The organism is Coralliovum pocilloporae, assembly GCF_030845175.1.
Classification (GTDB): domain Bacteria; phylum Pseudomonadota; class Alphaproteobacteria; order Rhizobiales; family Cohaesibacteraceae; genus Coralliovum; species Coralliovum pocilloporae.
Window position 1 is genome coordinate 752,682 of record NZ_CP132542.1, and the last position, 19,750, is coordinate 772,431.

16 protein-coding genes and 1 tRNA gene are annotated in these 19,750 nt (G+C 55.4%); 15 read left to right on the forward strand and 2 right to left on the reverse strand.

What is annotated here, in order from left to right:
- The 8 genes from RA157_RS03595 (at window position 1) to RA157_RS03630 (ending at window position 10,903) form a co-directional block, all read left to right on the forward strand.
- On the forward strand, window positions 1–1,023 hold the full coding sequence (locus tag RA157_RS03595) for a fumarylacetoacetate hydrolase family protein (protein WP_350335109.1): 1,023 nt from the start codon (window positions 1–3) through the stop codon (window positions 1,021–1,023).
- On the forward strand, window positions 1,007–1,966 hold the full coding sequence (locus RA157_RS03600; protein ID WP_350335110.1) for an MBL fold metallo-hydrolase: 960 nt from the start codon (window positions 1,007–1,009) through the stop codon (window positions 1,964–1,966). Before RA157_RS03595 ends, RA157_RS03600 begins: the two co-directional genes overlap by 17 nt.
- A complete protein-coding gene (locus RA157_RS03605) occupies window positions 1,963–2,634 on the forward strand; it encodes a pseudouridine synthase (protein ID WP_350335111.1) in 672 nt (223 codons plus the stop codon). Before RA157_RS03600 ends, RA157_RS03605 begins: the two co-directional genes overlap by 4 nt.
- A gap of 201 nt (window positions 2,635–2,835) precedes the next feature.
- Window positions 2,836–4,614, forward strand: coding sequence for a sulfoacetaldehyde acetyltransferase (gene xsc / locus RA157_RS03610; protein WP_350335112.1), 1,779 nt, complete (start codon window positions 2,836–2,838; stop codon window positions 4,612–4,614).
- Between the two features lie 524 nt (window positions 4,615–5,138).
- Complete coding sequence (locus RA157_RS03615) at window positions 5,139–7,085, forward strand: PrkA family serine protein kinase (protein ID WP_350335113.1); 1,947 nt, start codon at window positions 5,139–5,141, stop codon at window positions 7,083–7,085.
- A 99-nt stretch (window positions 7,086–7,184) separates the two neighbouring features.
- The gene (locus RA157_RS03620; RefSeq protein WP_350335114.1) at window positions 7,185–8,492 is read left to right on the forward strand and encodes a YeaH/YhbH family protein; all 1,308 of its coding nucleotides are present in this window, start codon (window positions 7,185–7,187) and stop codon (window positions 8,490–8,492) included.
- A 43-nt stretch (window positions 8,493–8,535) separates the two neighbouring features.
- Window positions 8,536–10,065: a SpoVR family protein gene (locus tag RA157_RS03625; RefSeq protein ID WP_350335115.1), complete on the forward strand. Its 1,530-nt coding sequence runs from the start codon at window positions 8,536–8,538 to the stop codon at window positions 10,063–10,065.
- A gap of 148 nt (window positions 10,066–10,213) precedes the next feature.
- Window positions 10,214–10,903 carry a GntR family transcriptional regulator gene (locus RA157_RS03630; protein ID WP_350335116.1) on the forward strand — a complete coding sequence of 230 codons (690 nt, stop codon included), beginning with the start codon at window positions 10,214–10,216 and terminating at the stop codon, window positions 10,901–10,903.
- 23 nt (window positions 10,904–10,926) lie between these two features.
- On the opposite strand, the gene RA157_RS03635 is transcribed toward RA157_RS03630, so the two are convergent.
- Together RA157_RS03635 and mnmA are read right to left on the reverse strand one after the other, a co-directional pair.
- Window positions 10,927–11,003: transfer RNA gene (locus RA157_RS03635), tRNA-Met, on the reverse strand.
- 275 nt (window positions 11,004–11,278) lie between these two features.
- A complete protein-coding gene (gene mnmA, locus RA157_RS03640) occupies window positions 11,279–12,460 on the reverse strand; it encodes a tRNA 2-thiouridine(34) synthase MnmA (protein ID WP_350335117.1) in 1,182 nt (393 codons plus the stop codon).
- 355 nt (window positions 12,461–12,815) lie between these two features.
- On the opposite strand from mnmA, the gene RA157_RS03645 reads away from it, so the two are divergent.
- From RA157_RS03645 to fliN, 7 genes are all read left to right on the forward strand, one after another.
- Window positions 12,816–14,489, forward strand: coding sequence for a flagellar hook-length control protein FliK (locus RA157_RS03645; RefSeq protein ID WP_350335118.1), 1,674 nt, complete (start codon window positions 12,816–12,818; stop codon window positions 14,487–14,489).
- A gap of 30 nt (window positions 14,490–14,519) precedes the next feature.
- Window positions 14,520–15,176, forward strand: coding sequence for a flagellar hook assembly protein FlgD (locus RA157_RS03650; RefSeq protein WP_350335119.1), 657 nt, complete (start codon window positions 14,520–14,522; stop codon window positions 15,174–15,176).
- Between the two features lie 153 nt (window positions 15,177–15,329).
- Window positions 15,330–15,605: a CtrA inhibitor SciP gene (gene sciP, locus RA157_RS03655; RefSeq protein ID WP_350335120.1), complete on the forward strand. Its 276-nt coding sequence runs from the start codon at window positions 15,330–15,332 to the stop codon at window positions 15,603–15,605.
- Between the two features lie 308 nt (window positions 15,606–15,913).
- On the forward strand, window positions 15,914–17,596 hold the full coding sequence (fliF, locus tag RA157_RS03660) for a flagellar basal-body MS-ring/collar protein FliF (RefSeq protein ID WP_350335121.1): 1,683 nt from the start codon (window positions 15,914–15,916) through the stop codon (window positions 17,594–17,596).
- 11 nt (window positions 17,597–17,607) lie between these two features.
- Complete coding sequence (gene fliG, locus RA157_RS03665; protein ID WP_350335122.1) at window positions 17,608–18,645, forward strand: flagellar motor switch protein FliG; 1,038 nt, start codon at window positions 17,608–17,610, stop codon at window positions 18,643–18,645.
- Between the two features lie 2 nt (window positions 18,646–18,647).
- Window positions 18,648–19,382 carry a FliH/SctL family protein gene (locus RA157_RS03670; RefSeq protein WP_350335123.1) on the forward strand — a complete coding sequence of 245 codons (735 nt, stop codon included), beginning with the start codon at window positions 18,648–18,650 and terminating at the stop codon, window positions 19,380–19,382.
- A gap of 2 nt (window positions 19,383–19,384) precedes the next feature.
- Window positions 19,385–19,717, forward strand: coding sequence for a flagellar motor switch protein FliN (gene fliN, locus RA157_RS03675; RefSeq protein ID WP_350335124.1), 333 nt, complete (start codon window positions 19,385–19,387; stop codon window positions 19,715–19,717).
- The last annotated feature ends 33 nt before the right edge of the window (window positions 19,718–19,750 follow it).

Below are 19,750 nucleotides of genomic sequence, written 5' to 3' on the forward strand. Positions count from 1 at the left end.
ATGAAACTCGCCACACTCCGGGATGGAAGTCGGGACGGATGCCTGGTTGTCGTATCGCGGGACCTCAGCCGCATGGACGATGTGTCCGAGATTGCACCCACCCTCCAGAACGCACTGGACAACTGGACGGAGCTCGCGCCTGCCCTGCACGAGCGCTTTACGGCGCTTGACAACAACCCGGAAAGCGGCACTCCGCTCAATCAGGCCGACTGCCTCTCCCCATTGCCCCGTGCCTATCAATGGGCTGACGGGTCTGCCTATGTAAACCATGTGGAACTGGTTCGCAGAGCCCGCGGTGTCGACATGCCGACGCATTTCTGGACAGACCCCCTGATGTATCAGGGAGGCTCAGACAGCTTCATCGCACCCCATGATGATATTGTCATGGGAGACGAGAGCTGGGGCATCGATTTTGAGGGCGAGATTGCAGTCATCACCGGCGACGTTGCTATGGGAACATCAGAACAGAACGCGATGGAAGCCATCAGGCTTATCATGCTGGTCAATGATGTGTCCCTGCGGGGTCTGATCCCCAGGGAACTGGAAAAGGGCTTCGGCTTCTTTCAGTCAAAACCCTCATCAGCCTTTTCTCCCGTGGCTGTAACGCCGGATGAACTGGGTGCGTCGTGGCGGGATGGCAAGATCCATCATCCGCTCCGGGTTACATTCAATGACCAGCCCTTCGGCAAGGCCAATGCCGGGCTTGATATGACATTCAACTTCCCGACCCTGATTGCCCATGCGGCCAGAACCCGACCTCTGACTGCCGGAACAATCATCGGATCAGGAACCGTATCGAACAAAAAGGACGGCGGCCCCGGCGCATCCATTATCGATGGCGGCGTTGGATATTCCTGTCTTGCTGAGCAGAGAATGGTTGAAACCATTACCTGCGGCACCCCTAAAACCCGCTTCATGCGGTTTGGCGATCACATTCGTATCGAAATGCTTAACGAAGACGGTGGCACAATATTCGGGTCAATTGACCAGAAAGTGGTGAAGCACCGTGGCCCAGGATACTGAAGCAACCAAAGACAGTGATCTGAAGCAGATCAGTTCCGAGGAAATCGGCAAGAACTGCTATGCGCTGATGATTGAAGGTGGACCAACATCCGGCTTCATCGTCGGGGAAGACAGTATCCTGATGATCGACGCAGCGGCAACAACAGCACTGGTCGGACACGTTCTCGACCATATCCGCACGATTTCAGACAAGCCAATCAAGCATATGGCCTTCACCAGCTATCGAGCCTGTCGAACGCTGGGTGCCCGTGGTTTTGAGGCGGGGGATGTGATCTCATCTGACCTCACAAGCCAGATGCTTGATGATCGCGGGGAGCAGAACCGCGCTGCCGAACGCCACCGTATGCCAGATCTGTTTGAAGGAGCGGGCAGTCGTGCTGACATTGCCAGACCGACGCTGACCTTTTCAGCCTTCATGTCCATCTATCTCGGAAAACGGCAGGTCAGGCTGATGAATCTTGGACGGGGTCAGACCACGGGCGACACTGTCATCTGGCTGCCTGACGAAGCTATTCTGTTTTCCGGGGACCTGGTTCCCAACAAATCCGTTCCCTTTTGTGATGACGCCAATTTCAGAGACTGGCCTTCGACACTCGACAGATTGCGCACCCTGCGCCCTGAAGTCCTCATCCCCGGCTCCGGTGGGCCACTAACGGATGCAGACGCTATTGACGACATCCTGTCCTCAGCCCGTGATTTTGCCTTCACGCTCTACTGGTCCGTATCGGAAAGCGTCAGTCGCCACCGGTCCCTGAAAGAAGCCTATGAAGCCTGCCGGGAGGCAATGGACGATAAATTCTCATCCTTCAGCCACTACGATGAACGCCTGCCGTTCTGTGTGGCTCGCGCTTTTGACGAGGCAACCGGACAGGAACATCCTCGACAATGGTCCGAGAAAAGGGATCGAGAAATTCTCGATGATCTGCTACAGCAGAGCGAATGACGACCCCTGCCCACACACTAGTTCATTATGCTCCACCCCTGGACCCATGGCTGGACGTCCTGCATCAGGACGAGCACATACTCGTGCTGTCCAAGCAAAGCGGCCTGTTGAGCGTGCCCGGCAAGGGCGAACATCTCGCTGATTGTCTCGAAGCACGGGCGCAGGAGGCCTATCCGGAAGCCCGTACGGTTCATCGCCTGGACCGGGACACATCCGGCGTCGTCATCATGGCCATGACGAAGGACGCGCACCGTCATCTCGGTTTGCAGTTCGAGCGACGCAAGACCGAAAAAACCTATATTGCGAATGTGTATGGCCAGGTCCGAGATGATGTCGGCCGGATAAGCCAACCGCTTATCTGCGACTGGCCCAACCGCCCGCGTCAGATGATCGACCATGAACGCGGCCGGGAAGCCATCACATTCTGGCAGGTGATCGAACGTGGTGAGACATCAACTCGTATGTGCCTTAAGCCGGAAACCGGACGCTCCCATCAGTTGCGCGTGCATATGCTGCATCTCGGCCACCCGATCCTCGGGGACAATTTCTACGGCTCGGAGCAGTCTCGCGACGCGGCGCCGCGCCTGATGCTCCATGCAGAAAGCTTGACAGTGCATCACCCCTCTGACGGCGAACGGATGACCTTTCACAGCCCCTGCCCATTCTAGGGTCAAAACTCAATCTGGCTCTATCAACGGCCCCTCTGGAACCATATCTGACAGAAACTGGCTCTACATTTTCTGATCCATTTCCCCCTTTCTGAAGAAGACCAAGAGAATGGACGCCACGCTTGCATCCATCTGGATATCACTCTATCGGGAAAGATCACCAGATCCGGCGCAGGCTGAGCTGAAGGAAGGGAAACAGATATGAAAATGACAACGGAAGAGGCCTTTGTAAAAGTCCTCCAAATGCATGGAATTGAACACGCTTTTGGAATCATCGGCTCAGCCATGATGCCGGTTTCTGATCTGTTTCCACAGGCCGGGATCACATTCTGGGACTGCGCTCATGAATGTAACGCTGGCATGATGGCCGACGGGTTCACCCGCGCGTCCGGCAAAATGTCGATGATGGTGGCACAGAACGGCCCGGGTATTACCAATTTCGTGACCCCGGTTAAAACCGCTTACTGGAACCACACGCCCCTGCTCCTTGTGACACCTCAGGCCGCCAACAAGACCATGGGTCAGGGCGGCTTCCAGGAAGTCGAACAGATGGCGCTCTTTGCAGACATGGTCGCCTATCAGGAAGAGGTTCGTGACCCGACACGCGTAGCCGAAGTTCTCAACCGGGTTATCCTTCAGGCCAAACGCGCTTCAGCTCCGGCACAGATCAACGTCCCCCGCGACTTCTGGACCCAGGTCGTTGATATTGACCTTCCGGCAATTGTCGAGTTTGAGCGCCCATCCGGCGGCGATGATGCTGTGACCGAAGCGGCTGCCCTTCTGTCGAGCGCCAAGTTCCCGGTCATTCTCAACGGTGCAGGTGTGGTTATTGGTGGCGCCATTGAGGACTCCATGGCTCTGGCCGAACGCCTTGATGCACCGGTCTGCTGCGGCTACCAGCACAATGACGCTTTCCCGGGCTCCCACCCGCTTTTTGCTGGCCCTCTCGGCTACAACGGCTCCAAGGCCGGCATGGAACTGATCGCCCAGGCCGATGTCGTTCTCGCCCTCGGCACCCGCCTCAACCCGTTCTCCACCCTTCCGGGATACGGCATCGACTACTGGCCGAAGAATGCCAAGATCATTCAGGTTGACATCAACCCGGACCGAATTGGCCTGACCAAGCCGGTAACTGTTGGCATCGTCGGTGATGCGAAAAAGGTTGCAAACGGCATTCTGAACCGGTTGTCCGACACAGCGGGCGACGCAGGTCGCGAAGATCGCAAGGCCGAGATTGCCAAGCGCAAGTCAGCCTGGGCCCAGGCGCTTACCTCCATGGATCACGAGGACGACGATCCGGGCACCACATGGAACGAGCGGGCACGCAATGCCAAGCCGGATTGGATGTCACCGCGCATGGCATGGCGCGCAATCCAGGCCGCTCTTCCGAAAGAAGCCATCATTTCCTCTGATATCGGCAATAACTGCGCCATCGGCAACGCCTATCCTTCTTTTGAAGAAGGTCGGAAATATCTGGCTCCTGGCCTGTTTGGCCCTTGCGGATATGGCTTCCCGTCCATTACCGGTGCCAAGATTGCCCAACCGGACACGCCGGTTGTCGGCTTTGCCGGTGACGGCGCCTTTGGTATTTCCATGAACGAAATGACAGCGGTCGGGCGTGGTGACTGGCCTCCGATCACCATGGTCGTTTTCCGCAACTATCAATGGGGTGCTGAAAAGCGAAACACCACCCTTTGGTACTCAGACAATTTTGTCGGCACCGAGCTGAACGAAGATGTTACCTATGCCGGAATTGCACAGGCCTGCGGTCTGGTGGGTGTGCAAGTCAGAACCATGGACGAGTTGACTGATGCACTCGCCAAGGCAATCGATGATCAGATGAACCATGGCAAGACCACATTCATCGAAGCGCTGATCAACCAGGAACTGGGCGAACCGTTCCGCCGCGATGCCATGAAAGCACCGGTAGCCGTGGCAGGCATCAGCCGGGAGGACATGCGCCCTCAGAAAGGTGCATGATCCACGACCGTCCAACGACACGTAGAGATAGGGACAGCCATGGCTGTCCCTTTTTTTATGGACACCAATTTTCACAGTCTGTTCAGGTCGGAGAAAAATACCTTCCATATCAAAGATAAGATCACCACATAAATATGAGGCTAGTAGTCAAATTAACTGGAGAAAAAATAAGTCGCATCAAATTACCACCAAATGAAAAAACATCGATAGAGAGCAGTAATAGAATGATCGGTTTTATATATGTTTTAAAACCAAGAAAATTCTGCCATTCCTAACTAATTTTTACATAGGAAAACTAGAGATAATTTCAAAAATTTCGAAATAACTGTAGTTATACTAAGTGGTTCATGTTAGGATTCGGCAAGCAGAATCAATTGCATAGAGGTTTTTCGCTCAAGAGCAGATTTAAAACAGGTGCAGATGCATAACTGCGCATAAGAGAAATTCAGGGGGCTGGAAATCGTCGAAACCAATCCGACAGCCCGTTGAAGAACGAGCCGTCGGACAAAGAGAAGGTGAGATCTATGTCCGTCGCAGCAGATGTTTTTGAACACTATTCCGAGCATTACGATCGACATCGGATCGAGGAGATGACACTCCGGGATTACCTTCAGTCCTGCAGCTCCGATACCTCTCTTTATGCCAGCGCGCCAGAGCGTATGATCGCCGCCATCGGCGAGCCGGAACTGATCGATACCTCAAAAGACGAACGCCTTGGCCGGATCTTCATGAACCGGACCATCCGCCGCTATGAGTGCTTCAGGGATTTCCATGGCATGGAAACGACAATCGAGCGAATTGTCGGTTTCTTCAAACATGCGTCCCAGGGCTTGGAAGAGAGCAAGCAGATTCTTTATCTTCTGGGCCCCGTCGGCGGCGGCAAGTCATCCATTGCCGAGCGGCTGAAACGCCTGATGGAAGACCAGCCTGTTTACGCCCTTAAGGCCGGTGACGAGATCAGTCCGATCTTTGAGAGCCCGCTGGGCCTTTTCTCACCGCGCACCATGGGTGACCTCGTGGAGGAGAAATACCAGATTTCCCGTCGCTATCTCACAGGACTGATTTCTCCCTGGGCGGTGAAGCGCCTTGATGAGTTCAGCGGTGATATTTCCCGTTTCTCAGTGGTCAAGCTCTATCCATCCAAACTGCGCCAGATCTGTGTGGCAAAGACAGAACCGGGCGACGAGAACAATCAGGACATTTCATCCCTGGTTGGCAAGGTGGATATCCGCCAGCTTGAACATTTTTCCCAGGATGATCCCGACGCCTATTCCTATTCAGGCGGATTGAACCGGACCACACAGGGCCTGCTCGAATTCGTCGAGATGTTCAAGGCCCCGATCAAGATGCTGCATCCCCTTCTGACCGCCACTCAGGAAGGCAACTATATCGGCACGGAGACCATGGGCGCGATCCCCTTCTCCGGAATTATCCTTGCCCACTCGAACGAGGCAGAATGGCAGAGTTTCAAGAACAACAAGAACAATGAGGCCTTCATTGACCGTATCTTCGTGGTCAAGGTGCCCTATTGCCTGCGCAAGGACGAGGAAATGCGAATCTACGACAAGCTTCTGTCTGACAGCAAGCTCGGCGGAGCCCATTGCGCACCGGGCACACTGGACATCCTCTCCCAGTTTGGCGTCATGTCCCGGCTGAAGGAACACGAGAACTCAACTCCATACGCCAAGATGCGCGTCTATAATGGCGAGAACCTGCGCGACGTGGACCCTAAGGCAAAACCTCTGCAGGAATATCGTGATGCAGCAGGTGTCAATGAGGGCATGGATGGCATTTCCACCCGGTTTGCCTTCAAGGTTCTGGCTGAGACCTTCAACTTCGATACGGACGAGATTGCAGCCGACCCGGTTCACCTGATGTATGTGCTGGAAATGGCCATCATGCGTGAGCAGTTCCCTGAAGATACCGAGAAGAAATATCTCGAATTCATCAAAGGAACCCTTGCCCCCAAATATGCCGAATTCATCGGCAATGAAATCCAGAAGGCCTATCTGGAATCCTATTCGGATTACGGCCAGAACCTGTTCGACCGCTACATCGCCTATGCGGATGCCTGGATTGAGGGGCAGGATTACAAGGATCCGGACACGGGCCAGCTGCTTGACCCGAATATTCTGGATGAAGAGCTCAAGAAGGTTGAACAGCCCGCAGGCATTACCAATGCCAAGGATTTCAGAAATGAAGTTGTCAAATTCTCCTTGCGTATCCGGGCATCCAACAATGGAAACAATCCTGACTGGACATCATACGAGAAACTGCGCGACGTCATCGAAAAGCGCATGTTTTCCCGCGTCGAGGATCTGTTGCCCGTCATCAGCTTCGGCTCAAAACGCGACAGTGAAACCGAACAGAAACATCATCAGTTCGTCGAACGCATGACCGCACGCGGCTATAGCGAGAAACAGGTTCACCGATTGGTGGAGTGGTACATGCGCATCAATAAGGCCGGCTAAGAAACCAGATCAGCCCCGGCAAGCGCTATCCGGCGCCGGGGCCTAAGCCGACCCCAGACAGGAAAAGGCCTGGACACATCATGTAACGGGAACAGACACATGCATATCATCGATCGGAGGCTGAACCCCAAGGGCAAAAGCCTCGTCAACAGACAGAGATTTATCAGACGCGCCCGGTCCCAGATCAAGAAAGCCATCGAAGATGGGCTAAGAACCGGCAAGATCTCTGACATCGACTCCCAAGGGCGGATAACAATCAAAGGTGGCGACCGCCTTGCAGAACCTGCCTTCCGCCCTGACAGTCGCAAAGGCAAGCGATCGACGGTATGGCCAGGCAATAAGGATTTCATCCGCGGTGATGAAGTGAGAAAGCCGCCTTCCGGTCAGGGTCAGGGCTCGAAGGCCAGTGACAGCGGCGAGGGAGAAGATGCATTCCAGTTCTCTCTGACCCGGGACGAGTTTCTTGAATTCTTCTTCGAGGACCTCGAACTGCCGGATCTGGTCAAGCGCAGCCTGAAAGCTGAAAAGACCTATGAAATGCGCCGGGCCGGTTTCAGACGCTTCGGCACTCCGAGCGCTCTTGACCTGAAACGAACCATGCGCAACTCGCTGGCGCGCCGCATCTCCTTGCAGCGCCCGTCTGGCAGCAGGCTCGCTGAACTGGAAGACGAAATTGACCGACTGAAGGCTCTCGAGGAGCGCTCACCGGAGCAGGAAACTCAGCTGATAAGACTGACCTCATCCATCCGGAAAGCCAGCATCAAAATGCAGCGGATTCCCTATCTCGATCCGCTGGATGTGCGTTACCGCAATTTCGAACCTGTCGAAAAACCGGTCTCGCAGGCTGTCATGTTCTGTCTGATGGATGTGTCAGGTTCCATGAGCGAGCATCACAAAGATCTCGCCAAGCGCTTTTTCCTGCTGCTGCACCTGTTTCTGGAACGACAGTATGAACGGGTCGAACTGGTGTTCATCCGTCACACCACCCAGGCCAGCGAAGTGGATGAGGAAACCTTTTTCTATTCCCGTGAAAGCGGCGGCACCATTGTCTCCTCCGCCCTCCGGGAGATGATAGCAGTCATCTCAGATCGCTACCCGCTGGCCGAGTGGAACATCTATGCGGCACAGGCCTCTGATGGCGAGAATTTTGACAGCGACAACGGCAACTGTCTGGAGGCCCTGTCAGAGCATATTCTGCCGGTCTGCCAATATTTTGCCTATGTGGAAGTGGGCGAAGAAAGCGACCGTCAATTGTTCGGAACCTCAAAGGATGGTTCGGCACTCTGGCGGACCTATGGTCAGATCCAGGGCTTCGACCAGCGCTTTTCCATGCGGAAAATCAGCGACCCGGCCGACATCTATCCGGTATTCCGCGATCTGTTCGCCCGGCGCAGCGAAGCCGCCTGAGCCCAATCCGGCCCACAAGTGAGACCAAAGTCAGGAGTTTCTCGTGACAGCACATGCACAATCCGGCCCCGGCCATCTCTATGAAGGTGTCGACTGGTCCTTTCATACATTGCAGTCGGTCTATAATGCCATTGAGGACATTGCACTCGGCGAATTCGGCCTGGATGTCTATACCAACCAGATCGAAGTGATCTCGGCTGAGCAGATGCTGGATGCCTACTCCTCCATCGGCATGCCGCTGATGTATTCGCACTGGTCCTTCGGCAAGAGTTTCGCCCGCAATGAAATGCTCTATCGCAAGGGGCATCAGGGTCTGGCCTATGAAATCGTCATCAACTCCAACCCATGCATATCCTATGTGATGGAAGAAAACTCAATCACCATGCAGGCCCTGGTGATTGCCCACGCAGCTTTTGGTCATAACCACTTCTTCAAGAACAACCACCTGTTCAGGCAATGGACCGATGCTGATACGGTTCTCGACTTTTTCCAGTATGCCAAGCAGTTCACAGCTGATTGCGAGGAGCGCTATGGGATGGCCGAAGTGGAAGCTGTTCTGGATGCAGCCCATGCCCTGCAGTCCCACGCAGTTGACCGGTATCCACGCAAGACGTTGAGCGAGCACGAGAGAAAGGAACGTGCCCGCGCACGCGCCGAGTTTGAAACATCATCCTTCAATGATCTCTGGCGTACCCTACCGGATAGCACCCGGCGCCCTGAAAAGGATGGAGGCGAGCCCACCGGCTGGCTCGAGAGCCTGGACTTGCCCGAATCCAACATTGTTTATTTTCTTCAGCACTACGCACCGCGGCTCAGCACATGGCAGCGGGACCTGCTGGACGTCACCTGCAGAACTGCGCAATATTTCTACCCGCAGAAACAGACCAAAGTGATGAATGAGGGCTGCGCCTGCTATGCTCACTATCACATCATGCAGCGTCTGCACGAGAAGGGGCTGATTCCCGACAGTGCCATGCTCGAGGCACTACACAGCCATTCACAGGTTATCGCCCAGCCTGATTTCGATGATCAGCGCTTTGGTGGCATCAATCCATACGCTCTGGGGTTCGGCATGATGCAGGATATCCACCGCATCTGCATGGAGCCAACGGATGAAGACAAGGCCTGGTTTCCTGATATTGCCGGCAATGGTGACCCTCTCGGCACCCTGAAATATGCCTGGGAGAACTTCCGCGATGAGAGCTTCATCCTGCAATATCTGAGCCCGCATCTGATCCGTGACATGCATTTCTTCAAACTGCATGATGACACCAGAAAACCCGTTATCCGCATTGATGAAATCCATGACGAGCACGGCTACAGGGACGTCCGCAGAACGCTCGCGGCCTCCTATGCCATCAATGCCATGGATCTCGACATTCAGGTCACTGAAGTTGATCTGGACGGCGATCGGACCCTGACCCTGACCCACACCATGAAAGACGGCATCCCACTTGAGACCAAGGAAGCCAATATTGTCCTGTCTCACCTGGCGGAGCTATGGGGATATGATGTGAAGCTGGTCTCTATCGATCCGGAGACAGAAACCATCGAGCAGGAATTCGACATCTGACAGCAATGCCTAACCAATACACTCTGTATTTATCCCGTATACGATTAACCCGCACATCTGCGTGCCTGGCAGACTTGCGATCAGGCGGCAATTGCACCATAGTCGCTCCGGAAATCTGAATGAAAAGTTCTGGCCAGAGGAAGTCCTGATGCCATCCAAGTCGGGGAAAAGCGATCTTTATGATGATATCAAGCGCCGCGTTCTGACGCTGGAGCTGAAACCCGGCAGAGATCTGGACGAGGTTGCGCTCAGCCGCGAATTTGGCATTTCCCGCACGCCCCTGCGCGACGTCTTCCGTCAGCTCGCAGGCGAAGGTTATCTGGAAATCCGCAACAATCGCGGGGCCTGTGTCGCCCCCATGTCCCATCAGACCCTGCGCGACTTCTTCCTCGTTGCTCCGATGATTTATTCAGCCATCGGCCGCCTCGCAGCCCAGAATGCAACCAAAGAACAGCTGAAGGACCTGAAACAGGCCCAGACCGGCTTTCGCAACGCGCTGAAGACAGACCGGCCCGGCGACCTCGTCTATTACAATGATCGCTTTCACACCATCATGGGCGAGATGGCCGATAATGTCTTTCTGCTCCCCAGCCTTCGCCGTTTGCTGATTGATCACGCCCGTATCGGCCAGACCTTCTACCGCCCCAAGGATGACGGCATGAAAACTCGCCTCAGAACAGCGGCGGATCAGCATGACGAGTTCATCGCTCTCATTGAAGCCCGTGACGAAGATGGCGTTGCCCGACTGGTCGACAAGCACTGGGAATTGTCCCGCGACCACATCGAACTGTTCATTACCCCCGACGCCCTGCCGCTGGAACTGCCACAGAGCGCTTGAGAAAGTTTTTCTTTGGAGAAATCTGGTAGCGGAGGAGGGACTTGAACCCCCGACACGCGGATTATGATTCCGCTGCTCTAACCGACTGAGCTACTCCGCCAGACGCGTTGTTACGCGAGATGCGAGCGATATACGGGGATGGCGGGGCTCTGTCAAGGCGTTCAGGCCCGGTTCTTCAACAATCCACATGCTAAAGTATGTACGGTCTTTGTTGAATCGCTGAATGGCGCTTCTCCGGTCCATTCAGCAAGGGAAAGAACGCGGCTTGATCTAGCGATGAGAAGCGCTCCCTGACGACATCATGGAGTGGAAAATCCACCGAAACAGGAACCATTCCGGCCATTAAGTTCGCATACAAACAGAGGCTTATGCGAATTACTGGGCCGCGTTCGAAAAGGCGGGCTCCGACATAGTCAGGCCGCCGTTTGAAGCATCAGTGCCATCGATCCAGCCACCACCCAGAACCCGTGCAGCATCCCCCTCATCATCATAGAAGACACAAGCCTGCCCCGGGGCTACCCCGGCCTCTCCGCTCGTGAGCGTGACAGAATAGACACCGCCCTCACACGCAAGACGAGCTGGTGTTGGCGGGCGCGTGGAGCGGACTTTGGCGAAAATCTGCAGGCCCTCTTCAGGGATATCCTGATCGCCCAGCCAGTTCACATCCCTGAGGCGGATCGTATGGGTCAGAAGCGCTTCATAAGGGCCGACAATCACCCGGCGCTGTTCCGGTTCCAGTCGCACCACATAAAGCGGCTCACCGATGGCAACACCAATACCGCGCCGCTGGCCAATGGTGAAGTTGATAATGCCGTCATGTGTGCCGAGAACACGTCCATCCAGATGCACAATTTCACCGGGATCCCCGGCCTCGGGACGCAGTTTGCGAATGATGTCCGTATAGCGTCCGTCCGGCACGAAACAGATATCCTGGCTGTCATGCTTGTCTGCAATCTCCAGCCCGAACTCATGCGCCAGCTCACGGGTTTCCGGCTTGGTCATGCCACCAAGCGGAAAGCGCAGAAAATCCAGCTGCTCCTGTGTGGTCGCAAAGAGGAAGTAGCTCTGGTCCCGATCCAGATCCACCGGCCGGAACATGCCATAATGCCCATCCACCGGTTCAGTCCGGATATAGTGCCCCGTTGCCAGCACATCGGCACCGAGATTCTTGGCAGTCTCAAGCAGATCCTTGAACTTGACCGTCTGATTGCAGTTGATACACGGCACCGGGGTTTCCCCGGCCAGATAGCTGTCCGCAAACTGCTCAATCACCGTTTCGCGGAACCGGCTTTCATAGTCCAGCACATAATGGGGAATACCGAGTGTTTCGGCTACACGACGGGCATCATGAATATCCTGCCCCGCGCAGCAGGCTCCTTTGCGATGTACCGCGGCTCCATGATCGTAGAGCTGCAATGTAATCCCGACCACATCATAGCCCTGCCGCTGCAGGAGACCAGCCACAACAGAGGAATCCACCCCGCCCGACATGGCGACAACCACGCGCGTATCCTCAGGGCGGCTTTTCAGGCCGAGGCTGTTAATCTGATCGGTCATATGGCGATCTCGGGTCTCATGTTTCCTAAAGGCCAGGCACAGGCAGATCCGAAATTAATCTGCCTTGCGCACAGTCCGACATAAATAGTGAAATTTTACCGGATCCGCTAGCCGAAGATTTGCATACCAGCCAAATCCCCGCGTCATAGCCACAAAGCGAAGACCATCCAACCAGGCGGCAAGAACTGCCGGGCAAGTGGAAATTTTTGACCTCGACTTGCCTCGCCACACACAGCGCGTTCGCATAGTGCAAAATTTTTATCAATTTTTACAATGCATTAAGCATAAAACAAAATTGGCCCGCCTCTTGCTTACATGTTGTGACCAATCTGTTTTGCAGTCGAGTGAGCATCGCGTGAGCCTATTACTTGCACCCGGGACCGGCCTCCCCTCCTCATCGCCCTCAACGGCAACGGTAAATCCGTTGGCCGGAGCAGACGGCACAGCTACGTCTCCTTCAGGCAATACCCAGATCAATAAAGACCAGGCCAGTACAGGCCAGATCGGCACAGGCCAGATCGGCGCAGATCAGGCAAATCAGGATAGCATCTCCTCCTTTGAAGCTTTCCTTCAGGCAAAGCGGGAAACTGGAACAGGAAGCAGCATTTCAGGGGAACAGCCCTCACCCCGGAAAAAACCGGCCCCAGGTCAGGCTCAGTTGCCGCTCCAGCCGTCACCTGAAATCAAGACACCAGACCAGGCTGTCGCCGCTCAATCAACCGCTGGCGACACGCAAGACATTGCCCTGAACAGCAACACGGGTCAGCAGTCCGCAAAGACACCTGTCTATGCATCTCCAGTCCTGCAGCTTCAGGCCAAGACTGACACAGCGACGAATGCCGCGACCCAGAGCAACACGGAAGTATCAGGTGAAAGCGCCGAGGCAGCCTATCCTGGCCTTACCGGCTTGCCACCGCAGCTCGCACGCCATCTGGAACGTCACCTGCAGAATCTGCCGAAGGATCCGGCAACTCAGACATCACTGAAAGACACGAGTCAGCCAACACTGACGACCACCGAAGAGAGCGTAGAACAGGCAAATCCTGAAGCAGCGCTTCTGGCGGAGACGGAACAGACTGGCGTAACTGGAACGCTGAAATCTGATTCAGAAGCATCTGATGGCGCTGCAGCACAACAGCAGCCGTTAAACCCTGCCGCACAGTCTGAGCAGGCAAGACAGCCTCTTGATGGTGCCCGTCAGGCAGCTCTGGTCAACGCTGTGAAACCTGCAACACAGGGGAACGGTCCAAATCCGGCGGCATCTGATGCAGGCAACGCTGACCTTGGCGGCGACGCCTCTCTGTCAGACGACGGAGAAGGACGAGCCACAACAGCTGATACAGCCTTCAAAACGGCACTTTCCCGCGCAAATTCTGATACAACATCCGCGAAACTCGCAACAACAACCACCCAGACGGTCGAGCAATCGCTGACATCACAAGGGACCAACACTCAGTCAGCAGCCCCATCCGCTCTCTCTGCATTGGACAGCTTCCTGCCTGGAGATCAGGCTGCAGCCGAAGCCCAGCAAGCACAGACAAAACTTGATGCAGCAACGGCTTCTGCAAGGGTCGCCGACACCAACCGCCCTGCCCAGCTGCCTGAAACAGTTGCCAATCAACTGACGACACAGATCCAGCGGCAGATTCTTGACGGCAGCAGCAAGTTCAATATCAAGCTCAATCCGGTCGAACTGGGTCGCGTTGACGTCACGCTCCGGTTTGACCGGGATGGCAATGTGATGGCGCATCTGTTCGTTGAGCGGTCCGAAACCCTCGACATGATGCTCCGGGATTCACGCGCACTTGAGCGCTCTCTGGCAGAAGCCGGAGTTAACGTAAAGCAGGACGGCCTGTCCTTCTCGCTCAGTGATGGCAATGACACGGCTTCCGCATTCGGCGACAACACAGACCAGCAGGGTGGCAATGATGGGCAGGCCTCATCAGACGACACCCAGTCACTTACTGATCAGACAGCGGCACGAGCCGCACGACCAGCCAGTTCAAGTCTTCTGGATATCTCAATCTGATCCGCCAGCCACAGCACAAGGTGAGCAGCAATGGAAATTTCATCAACCAATCCGGCAGGCAACGGCCAGACCTCTTCTTCTCAGACGAGGTTAGCCGCCGATCTGGATACATTTCTCACATTGCTGACGACGCAATTGCAGAACCAGAATCCGCTCGAACCGCTTGAAGCGGAACAGTTCACCCAGCAGCTCACCCAGTTCACCGCCATTGAGCAGCAGATCCAGACCAACGACAAGCTTGATTCTCTGATCACAGCCTCAGCCACGCAGTTTGCCTCTTCCATCATCAATTATGTGGGCCGCACGATCACCGCAGATGGCTCCCGTGCCACTCTGGATGAGGGACGTGCCCAATGGACATTTGAATCAGATGAGGCAACCGACGACGGATTGGTTGCTGTCGTAAATGCCCGCGGGGACATAGTCTTTGAGCAGAAGATCTCCATCAAGGAAGGGCAACAGAATTTTGTCTGGAATGGCAAGAACGATGATGGTGAATTCGCTCCGGAAGGCACTTATCGGCTGGAGGTCATAGGTCGGGACAGCAATGGTCTACCTATAGATGTCAGCACGGAGATCAGCGGTACCGTATCAAAAGTCGATGTTACCAAGTCTCCACCGGAGCTGACTGTCGGCAGCGCCCAGGTCCCGCTGACAACGATCCAGTCTGTCGCCACAGGAAGCTAAGCCACCCCTGGTTTGCCGCCTCTCAGCAAGGAGGCAGGCGATGTTTTCAAGACAAAACAAATTCTTACCGAATCCTTTCTAACGGTTTAGGTAAAATTTAAGGCCCGTCGGTTACGATCACACTCATAGGTCAGGGTAGAGTGTGAGAGTACGATGACCGATCAAGCTCGTGCGCGAGTAAAATATGTCCTTGGACCGGACGGAAGCCCGCTGACAATTGCGGACCTCCCCCCGGCCAATACCAAACGTTGGGTAATCCGACGCAAAGCAGAAGTAGTGGCTGCTGTCCGCGGGGGTCTCTTGAGCCTCGAGGAAGCCTGTGAGCGCTACACGCTGACTGTGGAGGAATTCCTGTCCTGGCAAGCGTCCATCAACAGGCACGGTCTTGCCGGCCTGCGCACGACGCGCATCCAGCAGTATCGTCACTAGACGATCTGGCAGGAGCCTGAAGGGATTAACGCCCGCCTGAAAAGGCCGGGCGTTTTTTCTATTCTGCAACATGCTTTTTATACACAGATCGGACGGAATTTTTTTCCGCGCCTGAATTGGCTGTTTTACGCCATTCACAGCTTGGTGATATGGCGTGAGGTTACCATTCGTTAAGAGCCGTTAACCACTTGTTTACCATCCTCTAGGAAATTCTTGCCTAGCGGTTGGTCGGGTTCGCTTCGCCCTCATACAATCCCCTTAGGCGGGTTCGACCAACCACTTATCGGGGGCAACGCGTCAGGTGGAACGTGAAGGATTTTCTAGAGTTTCTTAAACAACTTGGACCAGCGCGGCTTGCCGCGATGGGTGTTGTTGCGGCTCTCTTGGTCGGCTTCTTCGCCTTCATCATGATGCGGGTCGCCGAACCACGGATGACCCCGCTCTACACAGATCTGTCATTTGACGATGCAACTCAAATTACCAATGAGCTCGAAAGCGCTGCTGTCCCGTTTGAATTCCGGGCAGGTGGCACCACCATTGTAGTACCGGATGATCAGGTTCTTCGCCTCCGCATGACCCTTGCTGAACAGGGTCTGCCCACAGGCGGCGGCATTGGTTACGAAATTTTCGACAAATCCAACGCCCTCGGCACGACAAGCTTCGTCCAGAATATGAACCACCTCCGGGCGATGGAAGGCGAGCTGGCCCGAACCATCCGCTCACTAAGACGCATCCGGTCTGCCCGCGTTCACCTTGTCATTCCTGAGCGCCAGCTGTTCGAGAGAAACAAAAAGGAGCCCACCGCTTCTATCGTTCTCGATATTCGTGGCACGCTGGACACATCTCAGATCAGAGCCATCCAGCATCTGGTTTCTTCTGCCGTCGAAGGCCTGAAGCCAACCCGCGTTTCAATCGTTGACGGCAGCGGCCGTCTTCTGGCAGCCGGCACCGGCGACGAGGATAACGGCCTGATCGCCTCATCTCTTGAGGAGCGTCAGACCAAGATCGAAGGCAAGCTGCAGTCTCAGATCGAGCAGATCATTTCATCAGTCGTCGGGCCAGACCGCGCCCGTGTCAAAGTCACAGCGCAGCTCGACTATAACCGCCTGACCGAAAGCCAGGAAATCTATGATCCCGATGGCCAGGTTGTCCGGTCCCAGCAGTCCAAGACCGAAAACGCCTCATCAACCGAAGGCGCAGACAACGACCAGGTCACCGCAGGCAACCAGTTGCCCAATGCTGGCGCCGACGCCAATGGCGGCGGATCCCAGGAAGCCAGCAATACAGAAGAGGAAACCGTCAACTACGAGATCTCCCGCACCACCAAGACGGAGATCAAGGAAGCCGGACAGATCGAACGTATCTCGGTCGCTGTGCTTGTGGACGGCGTTTACACACAGAATGCAGACGGCGCGCTGGAATACGCCCCTCGCCCTCAGGAACAGCTTGATCAGATTGCCTCTCTGGTCAGAACCGCTATCGGTTTTCAGCAGACACGCGGCGATACCGTGGAAGTGGTCAATCTGCAGTTCGCAGAAGGCCCGTCAACCAATCTTGCTGGCCTCGAAGAGCCGGGCCTGTTTGATTTCACCCGATCTGATCTTCTCTATTTGATCGAGCTTGGTGTCATCCTGCTGATGACCCTGATCGTAGTCTTTGTCGTGGTCCGGCCATTGCTGAAACGCGCCATTGGTGCCGAAGAAACAGAAGAAGGTGCAGAAGGCGCTCCAGAGGGTGAACTGATCGTCCAGGAAGATGGCACCGTTGTCCGCCAGATTGTCCAGGAGGACGGTACTGTCACATCCGTTCCGGCCACAGCCCAGGATGTAGAAAAACTTGAGAACCCGATGGGTTCCGCCATCGAGCTTGCCATCGCACAGGGTGAAGTGCAGGCCGGTTCCATTCGCCAGATCGGTGATCTGGTGGCCGACAATCCGGACGAAGCTGTCAAGCTGATCCGCAACTGGCTTCTTGAAGCCGAACCAGCCTAGGGAAACATCACATGTCCGCAGGTGCACTGGTAGTCCAGCAAGGCGCAGAAGATCGGGAACTGGTAGGCCCGGAACGCGTTGCCGTTCTCCTTCTGGCACTTGGCGAACAGTATGGTTCACCGATCTGGGATCGGCTCGATGATATGGAAGTGAAGCAGGTTTCCACGGCAATGGCGAAGCTCGGCCCGGTAACCGGCGACATGCTCAATGAGCTGTTTGTCGACTTCGTAACGGCCCTCACCTCCAAGGGTGCCGTCATGGGCAACTACGATTCCACAGAGCGCCTGCTGCAGTCCTTCCTGCCGAAAGACAGGGTCAGCACCATCATGGAAGAAATTCGCGGCCCCGCTGGCCGAAACATGTGGGAAAAGCTCTCAAACGTTCAGGAAACCGTTCTCGCCAACTATCTCAAGAACGAATATCCGCAGACCGTTGCCGTGGTCCTTAGCAAGATCCGCTCGGATCATGCCTCCCGTGTGCTTGGAATCCTGCCCGAAGACTTCGCCCTCGAAGTGGTCAACCGCATGCTGCGCATGGATGCCGTCCAGAAGGATGTTCTCGACAAGGTGGAACAGACATTGCGTGTCGAATTCATGTCCAACCTGTCACACACCACCCGCCGGGACTCCCACGAGCTGATGGCTGAAATCTTCAACAATTTCGACCGTCAGACCGAGGCGCGGTTCATTACAGCTCTCGAAGAGGAAAACCGCGACAGCGCCGACAAGATCAAGACGCTGATGTTCACATTCGACGATCTCGGCAAGCTGGATACCGGCAGCGTCCAGACACTTCTTCGGAACGTGGAAAAAGACCTCCTCTCTGTCGCCCTCAAGGGTGCAAACGAGAGTGTGCGAGAATTCTTTTTCTCCAACATGTCCACCCGCGCCGCCGCTCTGCTTGAAGAAGACATGGCAGCCATGGGACCGATCAGGCTGCGGGACGTGGATGAAGCCCAGGGCACCATGGTCAATATCGCCAAGGATCTGGCGGCCAAGGGTGAGCTGATCATCATGAAGAATAACGGCGACGACGAGCTGGTTTACTGATCATGACAAAACCTGCACGCTATCTCTTTGAACTGGATTTTGCGGCTCCGCCAGAGCCGGATCCCGAACCTGTGGTCGAGGTTGAAGAAGAAGAGATTGTCGTGCCAACCATTGAGTTGGCCAAGCATGAACAGCTTCTGGAACAGGCCCGAGAGACTGCCTTTGAGCAGGGACGTCTGAAAGGTCTTGAAGAAGGCCGGACCGCTGAGGAAAGCCAGGCAGCGCACAGTCTTGCAGCGGAAGCGGCCCGGTTGGCCGATGCGGCACAGTCTGTCATGGCCGCGATTGACGCAGATCGTCTGCGCACCGAGAAAGAAGCCGCTGCTCTTGCGTTCAAGGTCGCACAGACACTGGCAACAGAACTTGTTGCGCGGCAACCGGAAGCCGAGATAGAGGCACTTCTGAGTGAGTGCCTTGGCCCCTTGCGGACAACACCGCACCTGGCGATACGGCTAGCAGCCGACCTGGCAGACCGGCTGCGTGACACGCTTGAAGCCATGGCACAGGAACGGGGTTTAAGCGGACGCCTGATGGTGATTGGCGAGCCTGACCTTGACGCCGGGGATTGCCGGATCGAATGGGCTGATGGCGGCATCATTCGCGACATGGCAGCGCTTGAAGAGCAGATCAAGAATTCTATCGACCACTATTTTGACGCCAAAGAAGAGGCACTTGGCCAGAACGCGTCTGAAGATGAGCCATCAACAGATGGCAACGCTGAGACGCTTGGAGAATAGGCATGAGTGAAGCAGACGAAATCCCCCTGGAAGAACAGGTGCCGGATACGACAACCGGTGAACCCGGCGAAGACAATGAAGGTCAGCACGGCGCGTCCGAGCTGGAGGCGGTCTTTGACGTTCCAGTCAAGGTTTCTGCCATACTGGGGCACGCCCGCATGAAAGTGGCAGAGCTCCTGAAGCTCGATACCGGCAATGTGCTTGAGCTGGACCGCAAGGTGGGCGAAGCCATTGATATCTATGTGAATGACCGGCTCGTGGCCCGTGGTGAAGTGGTGCTTGTGGAAGAGCAACTCGGCATCACCATGACCGAAATTATCAAGACCGATAAGTAAGCGCCCTTCGGGGCTGCCAAGACCGCAATGACG